The sequence below is a fragment of the Rubrivirga marina genome (genome assembly GCF_002283365.1).
GTDB classification, from domain to species: domain Bacteria; phylum Bacteroidota; class Rhodothermia; order Rhodothermales; family Rubricoccaceae; genus Rubrivirga; species Rubrivirga marina.
The window spans coordinates 87,548-107,237 of the sequence record NZ_MQWD01000001.1; the positions used below are offsets into that span (position 1 = coordinate 87,548).

A 19,690-nucleotide genomic window follows, 5' to 3' on the forward strand; every position below is an offset into this window, starting at 1 on the left:
CCCCACTCCCTCCGCCTCGGCGCCGAGGCGGGCCGGGTCAGCCGCGCCCGAGCCGGTCGGCGCCCTTTCTCAGGACCCGCCAGTAGCGGACCGGCATCAGCCGCTGCAGGAGCGCGCCGGACCGCGCGCCGCTCGCGACGAGCAGCCGTGGCGAGCGCTTCTCGATGGCGTCCGCGATGGCCTCGCCGACCGCCTCGGGCGGCGTCCGGAGGAACTGGCGCTCGAAGGCGGCCTGCTTCCGCGCGACCTCGTCGGCGTCGGCGCCGGCCGCGACGCGGGCGCTCGTCGAGATGGCCGTCGCCACGCCGCCGGGGTGGACGACCGTCACGCCGACGCCCGTCCCCTCCAGCTCGTGCCGGAGCGCCTCGCTGAACCCGCGGACGGCGAACTTCGACGCCGCGTAGGCCGCCTGCTCGGCCGGCGCGATGATCCCGAACAGGCTCGACAGGTTCGCGATCTGCGCCTCGCCCGCCGCCCGGAGGTGCGGCAGGAACGCTTTCGTGAGGCCGACGAGGCCGAAAAAGTTGATCTCCATCAGCCAGCGGACCTCGTCCATCGAGACCTCCTCGACCCGGCCCGCGAGCGCCACCCCGGCCGCGTTCACGAGGACCGATACGCGGCCGTGCTCCGCCATCACCGAGTCCGGCAGCGCCGCGACCGCGCCCGCCTCGGCGACGTCGAGGACGTGCTCGCTCACGGCGACGCCCAGGTCCCGAGCGGTGTCGGCGGTGGCGCGGAGCCCGTCGGCGTCGCGGTCGACGAGGGCGAGCGCGCAGCCGCGGCGGGCGAGCGCGAGTGCCGTCGCCCGTCCGATGCCCGAGGCGGCCCCGGTCACGACGGCGACGCCGGAGGCGAGGCCGAGGCGCGTCATGCCGGGACGGCGACGGCGTGCTCCGCCACGAACCAGCGCCAGCGGCGGAAGGCGGCGACCGTCGCCCGCCTGGCGCCGCGGCTGATGGGCGCGAGGTGGAGAAACCCGTGCGGCAGGCTCGCCTGGCGGTAGAGCGCCGTCGGCGTGCCGGCGGCCTTGAGGGCGCGGGCATACGCCTCCCCCTCATCCCGGAGCACGTCGAACCCGGCCGTCACGACAAACGCGGGCGCCAGACCGTCGAGCCGGCCGTAGAGAGGCGAGACACGAGGATCGTCCTCTGGCACGGCGCCCTGCGTGTAGACGTCGAAGAACGCCCGGCGGAGCCCGTCCGGGAGGAGGTAGCCGTCGAACCGGCGCCGCGACGGCCGGTCGGTCGGGTGGTCGGTGGCCGGGTAGATCAGGAGCTGGGCGACGGGCGGCGCGTCGGCGCGCGTGGCCTGGGCGACGCCGGCCGCGAGGGTCCCGCCCGCGCTGTCGCCACCGACGGCGACCCGGTCCGGGTTGGCGCCGAGGCGAGCGGCCTCGCGCTGCGCCCACCGAAAAACGCCGACGGCGTCGTCGAAGGCGGCGGGGAATGGGTGCTCGGGCGCGAGCCGGTAGGCCACGCTCAGGACGGCGTGCCCGGCCTGCCGGCACAGCAGCCGGCACGGCTCGTCGTGCGTGTCGAGGTCGCCCTCGACGAACCCGCCGCCGTGGAGGTAGACCACGAGCGGCGGCGGCCCGTCGGCGTGCTCGGGCGTGTAGAGCCGGGCGTCGAGCGGGCCGGCGTCGCCCTCCACCCAGAGGTCGCGGACGCCCCCGACACGCGTCGGCGTGCCGGTGATGCCCAGGACGTCGCGGCGGTACCCGGCGCGCGCCGTGGCGGGATCGTGGCGGACGAGCGGGACGGTGTTCGGGCGCGGGTGGAGTGCGAGCGCGAGGTGGACCGCCGGGTCGAGCCGCTGGCCGTCGACCTCGGGCGGAGGGCCGCCGGCGAGCGCGACCTGGGCCGCCTCGGGGAGCCGGGCGGCGGCCCGGGCGGCGGCCCCGAGCGCGCGGTCTCCGAGTGCCGGCTCGGTCTGGGGCGCCTCGCGGAGAGACGGCGGCGGGCCGGCCTGGCCATCGCCCGACGTCGCCCAGCGCGGGCGGAGGCGGTACTCGTCGGGGTCGAACGGCTCGACGCGGCGGCGGAACGCCGGGACGGAGCCCGGCCACAGCGCCGCGTTCCGCCCCGTCTCGTCGAGGTACCACGACGCGCAGCCGCCGGCCGTCCAAACGGTGTCCTCCGCCATCCGGTCGACCTCGGCGACCCACGCCGCCTGCGCCTCCGCCTTCGGCTCGACCGCCGCGAGGTCGCGCGCGTCCATCGCCCTCAATGCGCCCACGACGTGCTCGATCTGGGCCTCCGCCATCAGCACCACCGACGAGTGTCCGAGGCCGGTGTTCGGCCCCTGGAGCAGGAAGAAGTTCGGGAAGCCGGCGACCGTCGTGCCGAGGTGCGCCGTCGGGCTCGCGCCCCAAACGTCGGCCAGCCGGCGGCCGTCGCGCCCGGCGACGTACCGGGCGAACGGGAGGTCGGTCACGTAAAAGCCCGTCGCGAGCACGATCACGTCGGTCGGCCGCTCGACGCCGTCGGCGCCGACCGTCGCGTGCGGGAGGATGGTCTGGAGCGCGCCGTCGACGACGGTCACGTCGGGCTGCGTGAGGGCCGGGTAGTAGTCGTCGGACAGGAGGATCCGCTTGCAGCCGAGCCGGTAGTCGGGTGTGAGGACGCGCCGGAGCTCGGGGTCGCGGACCTGCTGGCGGAGGCGCCGGAGCATGACGCGCTCGACCTGCCGCGCGAGGCGGGGGTGGCGGAAGGGCAGCCCGTTGGCCTCGTGGTAGCCAAAGAGCGTGCGCCGGAGGAGGCCCTGGAGGCCTGGCCGCTCGCGGAACCGCCGCCGCGTGGCGTCGCCGAACGGCGCGTCGCGTCGCGGGATGACCCACGCCGGCGTCCGCTGGTACACGATCATCTCGCCCACGCGCGGCTGGATCGCGGGGATCACCTGGATCGCCGAGGCGCCCGTCCCCACGACCGCCACCCGCTTCCCGTCGAGGGCGACCGACTCGTCCCAGCGCGCCGTGTGCATGACCTCCCCCGCGAAGCCGCCGAGGCCGGGAATGTCGGGGAGCTTCGGCTCGGCGAGCGCGCCCGGCGCGGCGACGAGAACGTCGGCGGTGACGTCGCCCCCGCTCGTCTCGATGCGCCAGCGGGCCGCCGCGTCGTCCCAGGCCGCCTCGGTCACGGCGTGGCCGAACCGGACGCGCGGCATCACGCCGAACCGCTCGGCGACGTCCTCGAGGTAGGCCCGGATCTCGGGCTGACGCGAGTAGCGGCGGCTCCAGTCGGGGTTCGGGGCGAACGAGAACGCGTAGAGGTGGCTCTGCACGTCGCACGCCGCGCCGGGGTACGTGTTGTCGCGCCAGACGCCGCCGACGGTGTCGGCCCGTTCGAGCACGACGAGATCGTCGACGCCCTCTCGGAGGAGGCGGACGGCCGCGCCGATGCCGGCGAACCCGGTGCCGATGACGGCGACGCGGTGATGAGGAACAGACATCGACAGGTGAACAGCGTTTCGGGGGAGGATACCCTGGGCCCCCGCCGGCGTTCTCGGTCCGGGCCGTCTCCCTCCACCTCGGCGCCGAACCATCAGGTCGACGCAGTCAGGCGGGCCAGGCCGCAGGCGGCGGTTCTCGCGGCCTCTTCGCCCGCGCCCCGGAGCCGTCCGGGCCGGGGCCGGTAGCTTTCGGCCCCGGCCTCCGTTTCCGCCTCCCGATGCAGATCACGCTCCCCGACGGCTCCACCCGCGACCTTCCCGACGGCGCGACCGGCCGCGACCTCGCCCAGGACATCTCCGCCGGCCTCGCCCGTGCCGCGCTGGCCGTCGAGGTCGACGGCGAGGTCCGCGACCTCGACCGCCCGCTCCCCGACGGCGCGACGGTCTCGATCCTGACGTGGGACTCGGAGGGCGGCAAGGCCGCCTTCTGGCACTCGTCGGCGCACCTCATGGCCGAGGCGCTGGAGGCGCTCTACCCGGGCGTGAAGCTCGGCATCGGCCCGGCCATCGAGAGCGGGTTCTACTACGACGTGGACCTGAGCAGGACCGACCATCCGGTCCTCTCGGCCGACGACCTGCCCGAGATCGAGAAGAAGATGATCGAGTTGGCGCGGCAGGACAGCGCCTTCGAGCGGCGCGACGTCCCGAAGGCCGAGGCCGTCGCCCACTTCGAGGCGAAGGGCGACCCGTACAAGCTGGAGCTCCTGGAGGGCCTGGAGGACGGCGCGATCACGTTCTACACGCAGGGCGGCTTTACCGACCTCTGCCGCGGGCCCCACATCGCGAGCACCAAGCCGATCAAGGCCGTCAAGCTCCTCAACCTCGCCGGCGCCTACTGGCGCGGCGACGAGAGCCGCCCGCAGCTCACGCGGATCTACGGCGTGAGCTTCCCCAAGCAGAAGCTGCTGGAGGAGCACCTCGAGCGGCTGGAGCTGGCCAAGCAGCGCGACCACCGGAAGCTGGGCCGCGAGCTCGAGCTGTTCATGTTCTCCGACAAGGTCGGGCCGGGCCTCCCGATCTGGCTCCCGAAGGGCGCCCGCCTCCGCGAGACGCTCGTCGACTTCCTCAAGGAGGAGCAGGTCAAGCGCGGCTACGAGCCCGTCGTGACGCCGCACATCGGGCGGCTGGAGCTGTACCGGACCTCGGGCCACTACCCGTACTACAGCGACTCCCAGTTCCCGCCCATGTTCGAGAAGGGCGGCGCCTCCGGCTCTGCCGGCCTCGGCACCGAGGCGGAGGACGTCAGCGAGGGCGCGGAGATCGCCAACGCGGGCGACGGGACGGGCGCGGCGCCCGTCGTGGGCGATGAGCAGGGGTACCTGCTCAAGCCGATGAACTGCCCGCACCACACGCAGGTCTACGCCCACAAGCCCCACTCGTACCGCGACCTCCCGGTCCGCCTCGCCGAGTTCGGGACGGTCTACCGCTACGAGCAGTCGGGCGAGCTCGGCGGCCTCACGCGCGTCCGCGGCTTCACGCAGGACGACGCCCACATCTTCTGCACGCCGGCCCAGGTCAAGGACGAGTTCAAGAACGTGATCGACCTGACCCTGACCGTGCTCAAGGCCCTCGCGTTCGAGGACTTCACGGCGCAGGTCTCGCTCCGCGACCCCGCCAACACCGAGAAGTACATCGGCGAGCCCGCGCAGTGGGACGACGCCGAGCAGGCGATCCGCGAGGCCGCGGCCGAGATGGGGCTCGAGACGGTCGAGGAAGAGGGCGAGGCCGCCTTCTACGGCCCCAAGCTCGACTTCATGGTCAAGGACGCGCTCGGCCGGAAGTGGCAGCTCGGGACGGTCCAGCTCGACTACAACCTCCCGGAGCGGTTCGACCTGACGTACGTCGACGAGAACGACGCCCGCGTCCGGCCGGTCATGATCCACCGCGCGCCGTTCGGGTCGCTGGAGCGGTTCGTGGGCGTCATGCTGGAGCACACGGGCGGCAACCTCCCGCTGTGGCTCGCGCCGACGCAGGTGAAGGTCCTCCCCATCACGGACGACCAGAACGCCTACGCGCAGTCCGTCGCCGCCGACCTCAAGGGGGCCGGCCTCCGCGTCGAGGTCGACACGCGCTCCGAGAAGGTCGGGCGGAAGATCCGCGACGCCGAGGTCGAGAAGGTCCCGGTCATGCTCATCGTGGGCCGCAGCGAGGCCGAGGCGGACACGGTCAGCGTCCGCCGCCACGGCCTCGGCGACGAGTCCGACCAGGGCACGAGCGAGGTCCCGGCCCTCCGCCAGTCGCTCCTCGACGAGATCGCGCGCCAGCTCGGGCGGGCGTAGACCGCGGCCTCGCCCCACGAAGACGCCGGGACCGGCCGCCTCGGTCGTCTCATCGCCGGGGCCGAGCGCCGGCCCGGCGACTCCGCGGGGCCCGTCAGGCGTAGGTTCAGCGCACCCTCCTGGCCCCCCCATGCCCTCGAAAAACGCCACAATCCACGACGTCGCGACCCTCTCCGGGGTCTCGATCGGGACCGTCTCCGCCGTGCTCAACCGGAAGGGGACCGTCAGCGAGGGGACGCGGCGGCGGGTGCTCGACGCCATCTCGGAGCTCCACTACCGCCCCAGCGCCGCCGCCCGCCGCCGGCTCCAGCCGACGACGGCCAAGAGCGTCGGGCTCATCGTCAAGGAGGTCAACAACCCGTACTTCGCCGACGTCATCTTCGGCGTGCAGGACGCGGCCCGCGAGCTGGGGTACCACGTGCTCGTGGGCCACACCGAGCGGAGCTACGACCTCGAGCAGCGGCTGACCGAGCTCCTCGTGGCCAAGGACGTCGACGGGCTCATCATCAACCCCCTCCTCAACGAGGACACCGACCTCTCGCACCTGTTCGAGATCCGCTGGACGAACGTCCCGCTCGTCCTCATCGAGAGCATCCGGGGCATCCAGGCCAACATGGTCGACGTCGACAACGTGGCGGCGGCGATGGAGGCCGTCGACTATCTGGTCGGGCTCGGGCACCGGCGGATCGTCCACTTCGGCGGGCCGCAGTACTCGGGCCACAGCGAGGAGCGGATCGAGGGCGTCCGGCGGGCCTTCATCGCCCACCGGCTCGTGATGGGCGAGGACGACGTGGTCCACGCCGGGGCGAGCCTGGAGGACGGCTACCGCGCCGCGCTGGGCTACTTCCGCGACCGGGAGGGCGACCGCCCGACGGCGATCACGTGCTACAACGACCTCGTGGCGATCGGCGTCCTCCGGGCGCTCCGCGAGCTCGGCCTCCGCGTGCCCGAGGACGTCTCGGTCGTCGGGTTCGACGACATCGACGTGGCGAGCTACCTCAGCGTGCCGCTCACGACGGTGCGGATGCCGCGGCGCGAGATCGGCCGGCGCGCGACGCAGATGCTCATCGGGAGCGTCGAGGCGGCCGGGAAGGTCGCGCCCGAGAAGGTCGTGCTGGAGACGGAGCTGGTCGTGCGCGCCTCGACGGCGCCGCCCGCCTGAGTCGCGCCCTTGGGGCAACCGGCAGGGGAGTCGTAGGGAGTGTGGGGGTGGGAATGGGGAGCACGGCGCTCCGGGCTCACACACTCCCCGCTCCCATCCCCCCACGCGCCGTCTGCTCTAGGCGGAGGCGCCGGGCTCGACGAACTGGACCACGCCATACGTCCCGCTCGTCCGCCAGTCGGGCTCGGCCGCATCGAGCCCCCGCTGGCGGTCCGGGTCGACGCCGACGAGCGTGTCGCTCTTGATGGTGCGGAGCGCGACGACCGGCGCGGGGAAGCCGCCGAGCGCGTCGGCGAGCGTCGCGTCGAGCGGCCAGATCGCGTCGTTGGTAGCGCGGCGGTAGTTGGCGTCGCCCTTGAGGACGACGAGGCTGGCCCCGGCGAACGCGCGCCCGAGGCGGGGCGGGAGGTCCCAGAACCGGCCCGGCGTGTTCCAGAAGACGTCCGGGACGACGCGGAGGCGGCCGGCCTCCATCGACTGGCGGAGCCGGCCGGCGAGGCCCGCGGGCTCTCCCCCGCGGTCGACCATGAGGTCGAGGAGCGCGTGGACGTCCGGCACGATGGCGTCGCTGACGAGGACCGGCAGGGCCTTGACGTGGAGCACGACGCGCTCGGCCAGCTCGTGCTCCAGCAGGAGGTCCGCGAGGACGTAGTCGAGCACCTGCTCCGTCCCCGCGTTGTCCATGACGACGTGGACCGTGCCGGGCGCCGCCCGCCGGAGGGCGGCCTCGGCCGCCTCGGCGTGGTCGGCGAGGAGGTGGTCCTCGTGGGCCGCCGTGCCCTGGGCCGCGCTGGCGGCGATGCTGAGGTCGAGCCGGTTGCCCCACAGCGCGCGCCGCAACGTCCGGGCGACGACGCCTTCGCCCTCGCCGCGGTCGTCGAGCCCGTCGGCCAGCGCCTCCCAGAGGGCGTCCGACGTCATCTCGTCGCGCTTGACGGGGGCGAACGGGTCGCGGCCGGTGTCGAGGTAGCGGGCCGCGTCCATCGCCATCCGGTAGGCGAAGTACTCGGCGAACAGCCACTCCGTGTCGAGCCAGCTCTCGCCGTCGTGGGCCGCGCGGATCGGGCGCCAGAGGTCGGCGTCGGGGGCCAGCTCGAGGTGCGGGAGCGGGGCGTCGGCGGCGATGGCGTCGGCGAGGCGGCGAAGGCCGTCCGCCATCCAGGGCGCGTCGGCATTGCGGTCGGCCGTCTCGTGGAGGAGGCGGGGCACGCGCTCCCTCATCGAGACGTGGGCAAACGCGTTCGAGCCGTCGGTGCGGACGGCGGGGGGGCGGGGCATCGAGACGAGGGGCGGGCCCGGAAAGCTATTCCGAGCGAAGCGCCCGGATCCGCCCAATCGGCCCGGGGGGCCCAGTTAAAACGTTTCATTCACCTGGTCATCCGATCTATCTTTGTCGCCGCGTGCGGTCGCCGCCCGCCCCTTACCCATCCTCCCCCGCCGGAAGCGCTCCCACCCCGTCTCGCCATGGAATCCCCCGCCCTCGGCACCCAGGTCCGCTCGAACGGCACGGCCGGCCGCTCCGCCCGCGTCCCGCGGATCGGCCTGCTCGGCATCATGCAGGAGCTCTACGACGAGACGTTCCCCGACATCACCGAGCGCCAGGGCAGCTACGCCCGCGAGATCATCGGGGCGCTGGGCGACGGCGTCGAGGTCTCGTTCCCCGGCCCGGCCCGCAACCGCGCCGACATCGAGGCGCGCGTCCGCCAGTTCAACGCCGAGGGCCTCGACGGCATCCTCATCGTGATGCTGACCTACGGGCCGGCGCTCCGGACCGTCCGCGCCCTCCGCGAGAACCGGCTCCCCGTGATGCTGGCCAACACGCAGCCGCTCCGGACGATCACGGACGACTGGGACATGTCGCACCTGACGTTCAACCAGGGCGTCCACGGCGCGCAGGACATGGCGAACACGCTCGTCCGCCTCGGCGTCCCGTTCCCGGTGATCTCGGAGGACTGGCGGAGCGACGCGTTCCGCGAGTTCGTGACCGACTGGGCCCACGCCGCGCAGGCGGCCCAGTCGATGCGGACGATGCGGCTGGCCCAGTTCGGCCAGATGCCGGGCATGGGCGACATCCTCACCGACGAGGCCGCCTTCATGCGCGCGCTCGGCCCGCAGACCGACCGCGTCAGCCTCGGCACGATCGTGGAGATCATGGACGGCCTCCCCGACGAGGACGTCGAGGCGGCCATGGCCGAGGACCGGGAGAACTTCGAGATCGACGAGAACCTCGGCGAGGAGCAGCACGCCTACGCCTCGCGCCTCCAGGTCGCCTTCGAGCGCTACCTCGAACGCGAGGGGTACGACGGGTTCTCGGTCTACTTCGACGCGATCGGCGACGACGGGCGGTTCGAGCAGATCCACATGCTCGCGGCCTCGAACCTCATGGCGAAGGGGTACGGCTACGGCGGCGAGGGCGACATGTGCACGACGGCCCTCGTGACGGCCGGCCACGTCCTCGCGCCCGACGCCCACTTCACCGAGATGTACGCGATGGACTTCGAGCGCGACTCCGTCCTCCAGAGCCACATGGGCGAGGGCAACTGGAAGGTGGCCCGGAAGGACCGGAAGCCGAAGCTGATCGACCGGCCGCTCGGCATCGGCGGCCTCGACAACCCGCCGACCGTCCTGTTCCAGGCCGAGCCCGGGACGGCCACGCTCGTCTCGCTCGTCCCGCTGGAGGGCGAGCGGTACCGCCTCGTCGTCTCCGTCGGGGAAGTGCTCGACACGGAGGAGATGCCGAACGTCGAGATGCCTTATTTCCACTTCCGGCCCGACACGGGCGTCCGGGCCTGCCTCGACGGGTGGCTCCGCCACGGCGGGACGCACCACCAGTGCCTCCACCTCGGCGACGTGAGCCGGCGGTGGGAGATGTTCTGCGAGCTCACCGGCGTCGAGTACGCCCGCGTCTGAGTCCGCCGGGCCCGCTCCCAGGCCTTGCCCCAAACGGAAGCGCTTCTCCGTACCATTGCCCGCCATGCCCCGCGCCTACGCCCTCGGCCTCGACTACGGGACCAACTCGGTCCGCGCCCTCGTCGTCGACACGCAGACCGGCGCCGAGGTCGGGACCGGCGTCTTCGAGTACCCGTCGGGCCAGGCCGGCATCCTGCTCGACGCGTCCGACCCGAACCTCGCGCGCCAGAACCCGCAGGACTATGTGGACGGGCTCGAGGGCTCGGTTCGGGCCGCGCTCGAAGACGCTGCCGGCACCGAGGGCTTCGCCCCCGACCGCGTCGTCGGCATCGGGGTCGACACGACGGGCTCGACGCCGATCCCGGTCGACGCCGAGGGCCGGCCGCTGGGGCTCGACCCGCGCTTCCGTGACGAGCTCGCGGCGCAGGTCTGGCTGTGGAAGGACCACACGGGCCACGCCGAGGCGGCCGAGATCACCGCCGCCGCGAAGGAGCGGCACCCCGAGTACCTCGCCACGTGCGGCGGGACGTACTCCTCGGAGTGGTTCTGGTCCAAGATCCTCCGCTGCGCGCGCGTCGCGCCCGAGGTGTTCGAGGCCGCCCACACCTGGGTCGAGCACGCCGACTGGATGCCGGCCGTCCTCACGGGCACCGAGCACCCGGACCGCCTGACGCGCGGGATCTGCGCGGCCGGCCACAAGGCGATGTTCCACGAGCGCTGGGGCGGCTACCCCGACGCCGACTTCCTCGCGTCGCTCGACCCGCGCCTCGCCCGCGTCCGCCAGTCGCTGCCCGACTCGACCCGGACGGCCGCCGAGGCGGTCGGAGGGCTGACCGAGGAGTGGTCGGCCCGCCTCGGGCTCCCGGCGGGCATTCCCGTGGCGACGGGCGCCTTCGACGCCCACCTCGGCGCCGTCGGGTCCGGCATCGCGCCCGGCACGCTCGTCAAGATCATCGGGACGTCGACGTGCGACCTCATGGTCGCCCCGCTCGACGACGACTTTTCGGAGGCGCCCGGCCTGTGCGGCGTCGTGCCCGAGTCGGTCGTCCCGGGCCAGTACGGGCTGGAGGCCGGGCAGAGCGCCGTCGGCGACATCTTCAACTGGTTCGTTGGGACGATCCGGCCGGAGGGCGAGACGCACGGGTCGCTGACCGACAAGGCCGAGCGGCTGGCGCCGGGCGCGAGCGGGCTGCTCGCGCTCGACTGGCACAACGGCAACCGGACGGTCCTCGTGGACCAGCGGCTGACGGGGCTCGTGCTCGGGCTCACGCTTCACACGACGCCGGCCGAGCTGTACCGGGCGTTCGTCGAGGCGACGGCCTTCGGCGCCCGCGTGATCATGGAGCGGTACGAGGAGGTCGGCTCCGCGGTCGAGCGGATCGTCAACTGCGGCGGCATCTCGGCCAAGAACGAGATGGTCATGCAGATCTACGCCGACGTGATGGGCCGGCCGGTCTACCTCTCGCGGAGCGCCCAGACGTGCGCGCTCGGCGCGGCCATGGCGGGCGCCGTGGTGGCCGGCGCTGAGGCGGGCGGGCACGACAGCTTCCCCGACGCCGTCGACGCCATGACGGGCGTGCAAGACCGCGTGTTCGAGCCGGACGCCGACCGCGCGGCCGTCTACGACCGCCTGTTCAGCCACTATCGCCGGCTCCACGACGCGTTCGGCGTGGCCGGGCAGAGCGACGACCTCGCCGACGTGATGAAGGACCTCCTCGACCTGCGCGACGCCGTCCGCAGCGAGGCGTCGGGAGATCGAGAGAGCGAGTCGGTCGACGCCGCGGCCCACGAGGCATGAGCCTGTCCGACCTCAAGCGGGCCGTCTGGCAGGCGAACCGCGTCATCGTCGACGCCGGCCTCGTCGTGCTGACGTGGGGCAACGCGAGCGGCGTCGACCGCGGGGCCGGCGTGCTCGTGATCAAGCCGAGCGGCGTGGCCTACGACGACCTCTCGCCCGACGACATGGTCGCCGTCGACCTCGAGACGGGCGACCACGAGGGCCCCCTCCGCCCGTCGTCCGACACGCCGACGCACCTCCACCTCGTCCGCGAGTTTCCCCAGATCGGCGGCGTCGTCCACACGCACTCGGCGAAAGCCGTGGCGTGGGCCCAGGCCGAGCGCGAGATCCCGTGCTTCGGGACGACCCACGCCGACCACTTCCACGGGCCGGTCCCGGTCACGCGCCGCCTGACGGGCGTCGAGATCCGGGACGCCTACGAGCACCGCACGGGCGTCGTCATCGCCGAGCGGGTCCGCCAGGGCGGGCCCGACGCGCTGAAGGTGCCGGCCGCGCTCGTCGCCGGGCACGGGCCGTTCGCCTGGGGGGCGACCGTCGAGAAGGCCGTCGACAACGCGGTCGCCCTCGAGGCCGTCGCCGCGATGGCCCTCGACACGCTCGCCCTCCGGGCCGACTGCGGCCCGCTCGACCGGACGCTCCACGACAAGCACTTCCTCCGCAAGCACGGCCCCGGGGCCTACTACGGCCAGGACGCCGACGGCTAGCCCTCCCCACCTCGGTCGCACCGCCGAGGCGGGCACCCTCCCGCTTACCCACCCCCCATGACCCCGATCGACTGGACCATCATCGGCCTCTACTTCCTCGTCATCGTCGGGATCGTGTGGTGGTCCTCGAAGAAGACGTCGACCTCGGAGGACTACTTCCTGGCCGGCCGCGACGTCGGCTGGTTCGCCGTCGGCGCGTCGCTGTTCGCCTCGAACGTCGGGAGTGAGCACGTCGTCGGGCTGGCCGGCGGCGGGGCCAACAACGGGCTGGCGCAGGCCCACTGGGAGCTCCACGCCTGGCTCATGATCGTCCTGGCGTGGGTCTTCGTCCCGTTCTACTACCGCTCGGGCGTGTTCACGATGCCCCAGTTCCTCGAGAAGCGGTTCGACGCGCGCTCGCGATGGGTCCTCTCGATCGTGTCCCTTATCGCGTACGTGTTCACGAAGGTCTCGGTCACGGTCTACGCCGGCGCCCTCGTGTTCCGGACGCTCCTCCCCGACACGTTCGGGACGCCCGACAACGCGTTCTGGGTCGGCGCCTTCACGACGGTCATCCTCACGGGCATTTACACGGTGCTGGGCGGGTTGCGGGCCGTCGTCTACACCGAGGTGCTCCAGACGGGGCTCCTGCTCCTCGGCTCGGCCATGATCACCATCTTCGGGCTCGACCTCCTCGGCGGGTGGGGCGAGCTCCAGGCCGTGGCCGCCCAGAACGCCGACCGGTTCGCGCTGTGGCGGCCGAACTCGGACCCCGACTTCCCCTGGCTTGGCGTCATGATGGCCTCGGTCATCGTCGGGATCTGGTACTGGTGCACGGACCAGTACATCGTCCAGCGAACGCTCTCGGCGCGGTCGCTCACCGACGCGCGGCGCGGCGCGATCTGGGGCGGCTTCCTCAAGGTGTGGCCCGTGTTCATCTTCCTCATCCCCGGGATGATCGGGTACGCGCTCTACGAGAAGGGCCTGATCGGCCTGCCGCCGGGGCCCGACGGCGTGGGCGTCGTCGGCGACATGGTGTTCCCGACGATGGTGGCCGAGCTGCTGCCCGTCGGCCTCCGCGGGCTCGTCGTCGGCGGGCTCCTCTCGGCGCTCATGTCGTCGCTGGCCTCGCTCTTCAACTCGTGCGCGACGCTCTTCACGGTCGACATCTACGAGAAGCTCCGGCCGGGCCGGTCGGAGGCCGAGCTCGTCCGCGTCGGGCGGCTGGCGACGGGCGTCGTCGTGTTCTTCGGGATGCTGTGGATCCCGATCATGAAGGTCGTGGCCGAGGGGAACGCCGGGCTCTACGACTACCTCCAAAACGTCCAGGGCTTCCTCGCCCCGCCGATCACGGCCGTCTTCCTCCTCGGGCTCGGCAGCAAGAAGATCACGCCGAGCGGCGCCTTCTACGGCATGGTCATCGGGTTCGTCATCGGCATGGTCAAGCTGACGCTCCAGACGCTCGTCCAGAGCGGGGCGATGGCGCCGGACGGCGTGCTCGGGGCCATCGGCGCGTTCAACGGCTACTACTTCTCGGGCGTCCTCTTCGCCATCAGCGTCGTGCTGATGATCGGCATCTCGGCCGTGACGAAGCCCCGCGACGAGGCCGAGATCCGCGGGCTCACGTTCGGCTCGCTCACGCCGGAGGAGGCCGCCGAGAACCGCGCCAGCTGGGGCCTCCCGGACATCATCGGGACGGTCATCGTGCTCGGCCTCGTCGTCGGGATCTACCTCTACTTCAGCTTCTGGATCTAATGCGCCGCTCCCTCCTCCTCTTCGCCCTCCCCCTCCTGTTCGCCTGTGCGGACGACGCCGACCCGACCATGGCCGACGACACCCCCGCCCCGACCGATCCGGCCAGCCGCGTGACCTCCGAACCGTTCGGGACGCTCCCGGACGGGACCGAGGCCACGCTCTACACGCTCACGAACGCCTCCGGGTCGAGCGTGAGCGTGACCGACTACGGCGGGATCGTCACGTCGATCGTGGTCCCCGACCGCGACGGGACGCTCGCCGACGTCACGCTCGGGTTCGACTCGGTCGAGGACTACGCGTCGGAGGCCTACCGGAACGCGCTCCCCTACTTCGGCGCCATCATCGGGCGCTACGGGAATCGGATCGGCGGCGCCCAGTTCGAGATCGACGGCGAGACCTACCAGCTCGCGGCCAACAACGGGCCGAACCACCTCCACGGCGGCGAGACCGGCTTCGACGGGGTGATGTGGGACGCCGAGCCGGTCGAGGGCGAGGCGGCCGTCCGCCTCACGCGGACGAGCCCCGACGGCGAGGAGGGCTACCCGGGGAATCTGGACGTGGCGGTGACCTACACGCTCACCGACGACGACCGCCTCGTCATCGACTACGAGGCGACGACGGACGCCCCGACGGTCGTCAACCTGACGAACCACACGTACTTCAACCTCACCGGCGACCCGACGAACACGATCCTCGACCACCGGCTCCGGATCAACAGCGACGCCTTCACGCCGGTCGACGCCGGCCTCATCCCGACCGGCGAGGTCCGCCCCGTCGAGGGCACGCCGTTCGACTTCCGCGAGCTCACGCGGATCGGCGACGGGATCGACGCGGACGACGAGCAGATCGGGTTCGGGCCGGGCTACGACCACAACTGGATGCTCCGGGAGACGGGCGGCGGGCTCACCGAGGCGGCCCGGGTCGTCGAGCCGACGACGGGCCGCGTGCTCGTGGTCGAGACGACGGAGCCGGCGATCCAGTTCTACGCCGGCAACTTCCTCGACGGCTCGATCACGGGCAAGGGCGGCGTGAGCTACGGCCGCCGGACGGGCTTCTGCCTCGAGACGCAGCACGCGCCGGACTCGCCCAACCAGCCCGACTTCCCGTCGACGGTCCTCCGCCCGGGCGAGACGTACCGCTCGCAGACGGTTTACGGCTTCGAGACCCAGGCGGCCGACGCCAGCGCCCCCGCGGATACGACGGCCGACGCCTGACCCACTCCGCCCGCCTCGGTGACCACGCCGAGGCGGGCGACATCGTGTCTGGATTGTCATCCTGAGCAACGCGAAGGATCTCGTGGGCCACGACCGCTCCGGCTCAGTCGTGCGCGACCCCATCCGACACGAGATCCTTCACTGCGCCGCTACGCGGCTCCGCTCAGGATGACACGGGCGAGGATCAGCGGTGGCCCCAGGGGCACCGCCCTGTCCGCCTCGGTAAGCACCCCGAGGCGGGCGGACTCGGCGAGGGCAGCTAGAGGGCGATCCAGGCTTGGTCGTCCGCGCTCGACGCCTGGATCGCGTTGACGACGCGGATGTCGCGGAGGCCCTCCTCGCCGGGCGCAATCGGCGGGCGGCCTTCGAGAATCGCGAGGGCCTCGGCGTCCATCTGGCGCGCCTGCTGGTGACCGGGGTCGGGCGGGAGGCGCGTCCCGTCGCTCGTCTCGCCGCCGACGCCGGTGTAATTCATGAACGGCCGGAGGCGGTACCACCCGCGCTCGGCCTCGATGTCGAGGTAGTTCATCGTCTCCCCGAAGCTCGTCTCACCCGGGACCACAATCCCACCTGGGAACTCGAGCTCGAACGTGGTGAACTCGTCGACGTCGCCGAACAGGTCCATCCGCTCGGACCACTGGCGGCCGCGCACGGCGACCGGCTCGAGCCCCGTCGCGTAGCGCGCCGCGTTGATCGGGTAGACGCCCATGTCGTAGAGCGCGCCGCCGCCGAGCGCACCGACGCGCCGCCATGCCGTGGGGTCCGGGAAGCGGCCGACGAAGCCCGCGCCCGTCTTCACGCCCGTCACCGCGCCGTACGTCTCCTCCCGTCCGTATCGGATGATCGTCTGCGTGTTCGGCTCGTGGTGGAGGCGGTAGCCGATCGACAGCGAGACGCCGTTCTGCTCCGCCGCGTCGATGATCGACCGGCACTCGGCCTCGTCCATCGCCATCGGCTTCTCGCACCAGACGTGCTTGCCGGCCTCGGCGGCGCGGATCGCGTCGCGGGCGTGGAGCGACGGCGGCGTCACGATGTAGACGACGTCGATGGCGTCGTTGTCGGCGATCTCGTCGAGCGTGTCGTACGAGTAGACGTTCGCGTCGGGAATCCCGTAGCGCTCCTGCCAGACGGGGATCTTCTCCGGCGAGCCGGTCACGATCCCGCGGAGCTCGCAGTGTGTCGTCTGCTGAAGCCCCGGCGCCAGCCGCCCGGTGCTGTACCCGCCGAGACCGAGGAGCGCGACGCCGAGCTTGGCCGTCGGCCTCGAGCACGCGAGGGCCGGGACGCCGAGCACCGACGCGGCGAGCGCCGTGCCGGTCCCCTTGAGGAATCGTCTCCGAGTCGTGGTGGTCATCGCGGTGGGGGAATGGGGAGGTCGCCCGCCTCGGGAGAGTCGCCGAGGCGGGCGGGACTGGCTAGAGGCCGCTGAAGGAGCTGAACCCGCCGTCGACCGGGATCACGGCGCCGGTCACGAACGAGGCCGCGTCGCTGCACAGCCAGACGACGGCGCCCTGCAGCTCCTCCGGCTCGCCGAACCGGCCGGCCGGCGTCTGCTCCAGAATCGTCCTGGCGCGGTCGGTGTACGAGCCGTCGTCGTTGATCAGCACGGCCCGGTTCTGGGTGGCCACGAAAAAGCCCGGCGCGACGGCGTTGACGCGGACGCCCGGCGCCCCGCGCCGCGCCACGTCGACCGCCAGCCACTTCGTCACGTTGTCGACCGCCGCCTTCGCTGCCGAATAGCCCATCACGCCGCTGATGGCCTGCATCGCCGCCATCGACGAGATGTTGACGACGCTGCCCGCTCCGGCCTCCGCCATCGCCTCGCCGAACACGAGCGTCGGGTAGACGCTCGCGTGGAGGTTCAGCTTGACCACCTCGTCGAACGCGTCGAACGGGAGCGGGAAGACGTGGCCGCTGTCGGTCCGCGCCCGCGCGACGTTGCCGCCGGCCGCGTTGACCAGCGCGTCGACGCGGCCCCACTCGCTCAGGAGCGTGTTCTTGGCGGCGCGGAGGCTGCTCTCGTCGAGCGCGTCGGCGACGAGCGGCAGGGCGTCGGCGCCCCGGTCGCGGAGCGTCTCGCAGGCGGCCTCGGCCTTGTCGGCGTTGCGGCCGAGGATGGCGATGCGGGCGCCGGCGTCGGCGAGCCCGGCGGCCATGGCGCTCCCGAGCGTGCCGTAGCCCCCGGTGACGACGGCGACGCGGTCGGTGAGGTCGAAGGAGGGCATCAGTTTCCGGGGGCGTAGGGGAACGAGAGCGACTGGTAGTACGCCAGCGAGCGCTCCGGGGGGGCGTAGCCCTCGGGCAGCGGCCGGTCGGCGAACGTCTGGAAGTACGCGAGGCTCGCGTCGCGCCACCACTGCGCCTCGTCGCGCTGGATCGCCAGATTCTGCGACACGCTCTCGAACCGCTCGGGGTCGACGTAGCTCTCGAGCCCGGCCCACGTCTCCTGCATCGCCTCCACGCGGTCGACGCCGCGCGAGTAGCGGACGACGAGCTCGTGCCAGAGCGTCCGGCCGGACGACGCCACGGTGTAGTCCCACGGGAGGTGGTGGAACCAGAGCAGGAACGCCTCGGGCGTCGTCGCGGGGTCGTTCCACTGCGTCGCGAGCGGCTCGTGGTACTGGCTCACGGCGTCGCTTCCCGCGTCGGTCCGGTCGAAGCCGATGCCCTCGGCGTCGGCGTTGTGGTAGTAGGTCGGGTTCCACTCGGGCCGGCCGAGGTCGCCGACCCACGGCCCCGGGCCGTAGTGGTGGCCCGTCGCCATGAGGTGGTGGAGCCCGAGCGGCGTCATGTAGTCGACGACGGCCTGGCGGGAGTCCATCATCATCTCGACGACCGGCTCCAGCAGCGCCGGGTCGTCGGTGAACGTCTGGGCCACCCACTCGGCCGCGACCGCCTCGGCGCCGAGGCGGGGGGACCAGGCCATCCGGCCGAAGGCGTACCAGTTGGCCTGGTCGAAGATCGAGCCCGACCAGTTCCGGTCCGAGCCGATGTTGGCGACGCCGGCCATCCCGGTGATCGGGTAGTCGTGGAGGTCGCCGTCGATCACGTCGGCGACGGTCGAGCCGGGACCGTCGGCGTAGGTGTCGGCGCTCAGCACCTCCTCCCACATCGTCCCGAGGTAGGCGAGGTGCGTGGCGAAGCCGAGGTACTCCTTCGTGATCTGGAACTCCATCATGAGCGGCGTCTCCGGCATCGTCCCGAAGAGGGGGTGGAACGGCTCGCGCGGCTGGAAGTCGATGGCGCCGTTCTTGACCTGGACGAGCACGTTGTCGCGGAACGTGCCGTCGAGCGGGACGAACTCGTTGACGGCCTGCTTGTGGCGGTCGGTCGCGTCCTCGGCCGAGTAGACGAACGCGCGCCACATGACCACGCCGCGGTCCCCGACGGCGTCGGCCAGCATGTTGGCGCCGTCGGCGTGCGTCCGGCCGTAGTCCTGCGGGCCGGGCTGGCCCTCCGAGTTGGCCTTGACGAGGAAGCCGCCGAAGTCGGGGATCGTCTCGTAGATCTCGTCGGTCTTGGCCTGCCACCACGCGGCGACCTCGGGGTCGAGCGGGTCGGCCGTCTCCAGCCCGCCGGCCTCGATGGGCGCGCTGAACCGCGCCGTGAGGTAGACCCGGATGCCGTACGGGCGGAACACGTCGGCGAGGGCCTCGACCTTCTCGAGGTACCGCGTCGAGAGGACGAGCGCGTTCGCGTTCACGTTCGTCAGGACCGTCCCGTTGATGCCGAGCGAGGCGTTCGCGCGGGCGTAGTCGGTGTAGCGCGGGTCGACGAGGCCGGGCAGGCGGTGCCAGTCCCAGAGCGACTGGCCCGCGTAGCCGCGCTCGACGGTCCGGTCGAGGTTGTCCCAGTGATTGAGGACGCGGAGGTCGAGCGCCGGGGCCTCCGCGATGGCGAGCCGGTCGATCGGCTGCCGCGTCTGGAGCAGCCGCAAAAAGTGGAACGCCCCGTAGAGCACGCCGACATCCGTGTTCGCCGCGACGATCGTCGCCTCGTGGCCGTCGACCTGCCCGCTCCGGATGACGTAGCCCTCCTCCCCCGCCTCGGTGAGGTCGAGCCCGAGGCGGGCGATGAGGTCCGACGACCGCGGTGTCCCGATCACGACGGCGCCGCTCTGGGTGACGCGGTCGACCGACGCGACGCCGGTGTCGAGCAACCCGCTCAGGCCACGCACCAACTCGTCGCGCGCCGCCAGCAGCGTCGGCGACTCGCGCTCGAGGACCACCTGCGTGACGCGGGCGCGGTACGTCGCGAGGTGCTCGGCGCCGACGGGGTCGTAGCGGAGCCAGAGGCGGTAGCCGTCGTCGGCCTGAGCTGGGACGACGGCGGCGAGCGCGAGCAGGACGAGGGCGGCGCGACGGAGGAGAGAGGGCATGGGTCGTGCGAAGGTGTTGGCCAGGCTCCTGACAGGGGGGCGCTCTCGACCGGAACAGAGGGGC

Annotated in this window: 13 protein-coding genes; 7 read left to right on the forward strand and 6 right to left on the reverse strand. The window is 72.4% G+C overall.

The window, feature by feature from the left end; translation table 11 throughout:
* Window positions 1–37: 37 nt before the first annotated feature.
* Together BSZ37_RS00325 and BSZ37_RS00330 are read right to left on the reverse strand one after the other, a co-directional pair.
* Complete coding sequence (locus BSZ37_RS00325; RefSeq protein ID WP_095508630.1) at window positions 38–871, reverse strand: SDR family NAD(P)-dependent oxidoreductase; 834 nt, start codon at window positions 869–871, stop codon at window positions 38–40.
* Window positions 868–3,447 (reverse strand): flavin-containing monooxygenase, encoded by a 2,580-nt coding sequence (locus tag BSZ37_RS00330; protein WP_095508631.1) that lies wholly within the window; start codon window positions 3,445–3,447, stop codon window positions 868–870. Before BSZ37_RS00330 ends, BSZ37_RS00325 begins: the two co-directional genes overlap by 4 nt.
* 218 nt (window positions 3,448–3,665) lie before the next feature.
* On the opposite strand from BSZ37_RS00330, the gene thrS reads away from it, so the two are divergent.
* Both thrS and BSZ37_RS00340 read left to right on the forward strand, forming a co-directional pair.
* A complete protein-coding gene (gene thrS, locus BSZ37_RS00335; RefSeq protein ID WP_095508632.1) occupies window positions 3,666–5,726 on the forward strand; it encodes a threonine--tRNA ligase in 2,061 nt (686 codons plus the stop codon).
* A 130-nt stretch (window positions 5,727–5,856) separates the two neighbouring features.
* Window positions 5,857–6,888: a LacI family DNA-binding transcriptional regulator gene (locus BSZ37_RS00340; protein WP_095508633.1), complete on the forward strand. Its 1,032-nt coding sequence runs from the start codon at window positions 5,857–5,859 to the stop codon at window positions 6,886–6,888.
* A 117-nt stretch (window positions 6,889–7,005) separates the two neighbouring features.
* Here BSZ37_RS00340 and BSZ37_RS00345 read toward each other — a convergent pair whose 3' ends face one another.
* The gene (locus tag BSZ37_RS00345; RefSeq protein WP_095508634.1) at window positions 7,006–8,166 is read right to left on the reverse strand and encodes an ARMT1-like domain-containing protein; all 1,161 of its coding nucleotides are present in this window, start codon (window positions 8,164–8,166) and stop codon (window positions 7,006–7,008) included.
* A 186-nt stretch (window positions 8,167–8,352) separates the two neighbouring features.
* Between BSZ37_RS00345 and BSZ37_RS00350 the strand changes: the two genes are divergently transcribed.
* The 5 genes from BSZ37_RS00350 (at window position 8,353) to BSZ37_RS00370 (ending at window position 15,248) form a co-directional block, all read left to right on the forward strand.
* Complete coding sequence (locus tag BSZ37_RS00350) at window positions 8,353–9,798, forward strand: L-fucose/L-arabinose isomerase family protein (RefSeq protein WP_095508635.1); 1,446 nt, start codon at window positions 8,353–8,355, stop codon at window positions 9,796–9,798.
* 64 nt (window positions 9,799–9,862) lie between these two features.
* Window positions 9,863–11,596: a ribulokinase gene (locus BSZ37_RS00355; RefSeq protein WP_095508636.1), complete on the forward strand. Its 1,734-nt coding sequence runs from the start codon at window positions 9,863–9,865 to the stop codon at window positions 11,594–11,596.
* Window positions 11,593–12,300, forward strand: a complete 708-nt coding sequence (araD, locus tag BSZ37_RS00360) for an L-ribulose-5-phosphate 4-epimerase AraD (RefSeq protein WP_095508637.1) — start codon at window positions 11,593–11,595, stop codon at window positions 12,298–12,300. Before BSZ37_RS00355 ends, araD begins: the two co-directional genes overlap by 4 nt.
* 57 nt (window positions 12,301–12,357) lie before the next feature.
* Complete coding sequence (locus BSZ37_RS00365; RefSeq protein ID WP_095508638.1) at window positions 12,358–14,034, forward strand: sodium:solute symporter; 1,677 nt, start codon at window positions 12,358–12,360, stop codon at window positions 14,032–14,034.
* Complete coding sequence (locus BSZ37_RS00370) at window positions 14,034–15,248, forward strand: aldose epimerase family protein (RefSeq protein WP_095508639.1); 1,215 nt, start codon at window positions 14,034–14,036, stop codon at window positions 15,246–15,248. The genes BSZ37_RS00365 and BSZ37_RS00370 overlap by 1 nt, the downstream gene beginning before the upstream one ends.
* Window positions 15,249–15,507: 259 nt before the next feature.
* Here BSZ37_RS00370 and BSZ37_RS00375 read toward each other — a convergent pair whose 3' ends face one another.
* The 3 genes from BSZ37_RS00375 to BSZ37_RS00385 all read right to left on the reverse strand — a co-directional run bounded on the left by BSZ37_RS00375 (window position 15,508) and on the right by BSZ37_RS00385 (window position 19,626).
* Window positions 15,508–16,602, reverse strand: a complete 1,095-nt coding sequence (locus BSZ37_RS00375) for a Gfo/Idh/MocA family protein (protein WP_095508640.1) — start codon at window positions 16,600–16,602, stop codon at window positions 15,508–15,510.
* Window positions 16,603–16,663: 61 nt separating this feature from the next.
* Window positions 16,664–17,473: an SDR family oxidoreductase gene (locus BSZ37_RS00380; RefSeq protein WP_095508641.1), complete on the reverse strand. Its 810-nt coding sequence runs from the start codon at window positions 17,471–17,473 to the stop codon at window positions 16,664–16,666.
* On the reverse strand, window positions 17,473–19,626 hold the full coding sequence (locus tag BSZ37_RS00385) for an alpha-glucuronidase family glycosyl hydrolase (protein ID WP_095508642.1): 2,154 nt from the start codon (window positions 19,624–19,626) through the stop codon (window positions 17,473–17,475). Before BSZ37_RS00385 ends, BSZ37_RS00380 begins: the two co-directional genes overlap by 1 nt.
* Window positions 19,627–19,690 lie beyond the last annotated feature (64 nt).

Coding starts and splice junctions, on each gene's coding strand:
- BSZ37_RS00325 (WP_095508630.1), bottom strand. CDS start 871: ATGACGCGCCTCGGCCTCGCCTCCGGCGTCGCCGTCGTGACCGGGGCC.
- BSZ37_RS00330 (WP_095508631.1), bottom strand. CDS start 3,447: ATGTCTGTTCCTCATCACCGCGTCGCCGTCATCGGCACCGGGTTCGCC.
- thrS (WP_095508632.1), top strand. CDS start 3,666: ATGCAGATCACGCTCCCCGACGGCTCCACCCGCGACCTTCCCGACGGC.
- BSZ37_RS00340 (WP_095508633.1), top strand. CDS start 5,857: ATGCCCTCGAAAAACGCCACAATCCACGACGTCGCGACCCTCTCCGGG.
- BSZ37_RS00345 (WP_095508634.1), bottom strand. CDS start 8,166: ATGCCCCGCCCCCCCGCCGTCCGCACCGACGGCTCGAACGCGTTTGCC.
- BSZ37_RS00350 (WP_095508635.1), top strand. CDS start 8,353: ATGGAATCCCCCGCCCTCGGCACCCAGGTCCGCTCGAACGGCACGGCC.
- BSZ37_RS00355 (WP_095508636.1), top strand. CDS start 9,863: ATGCCCCGCGCCTACGCCCTCGGCCTCGACTACGGGACCAACTCGGTC.
- araD (WP_095508637.1), top strand. CDS start 11,593: ATGAGCCTGTCCGACCTCAAGCGGGCCGTCTGGCAGGCGAACCGCGTC.
- BSZ37_RS00365 (WP_095508638.1), top strand. CDS start 12,358: ATGACCCCGATCGACTGGACCATCATCGGCCTCTACTTCCTCGTCATC.
- BSZ37_RS00370 (WP_095508639.1), top strand. CDS start 14,034: ATGCGCCGCTCCCTCCTCCTCTTCGCCCTCCCCCTCCTGTTCGCCTGT.
- BSZ37_RS00375 (WP_095508640.1), bottom strand. CDS start 16,602: ATGACCACCACGACTCGGAGACGATTCCTCAAGGGGACCGGCACGGCG.
- BSZ37_RS00380 (WP_095508641.1), bottom strand. CDS start 17,473: ATGCCCTCCTTCGACCTCACCGACCGCGTCGCCGTCGTCACCGGGGGC.
- BSZ37_RS00385 (WP_095508642.1), bottom strand. CDS start 19,626: ATGCCCTCTCTCCTCCGTCGCGCCGCCCTCGTCCTGCTCGCGCTCGCC.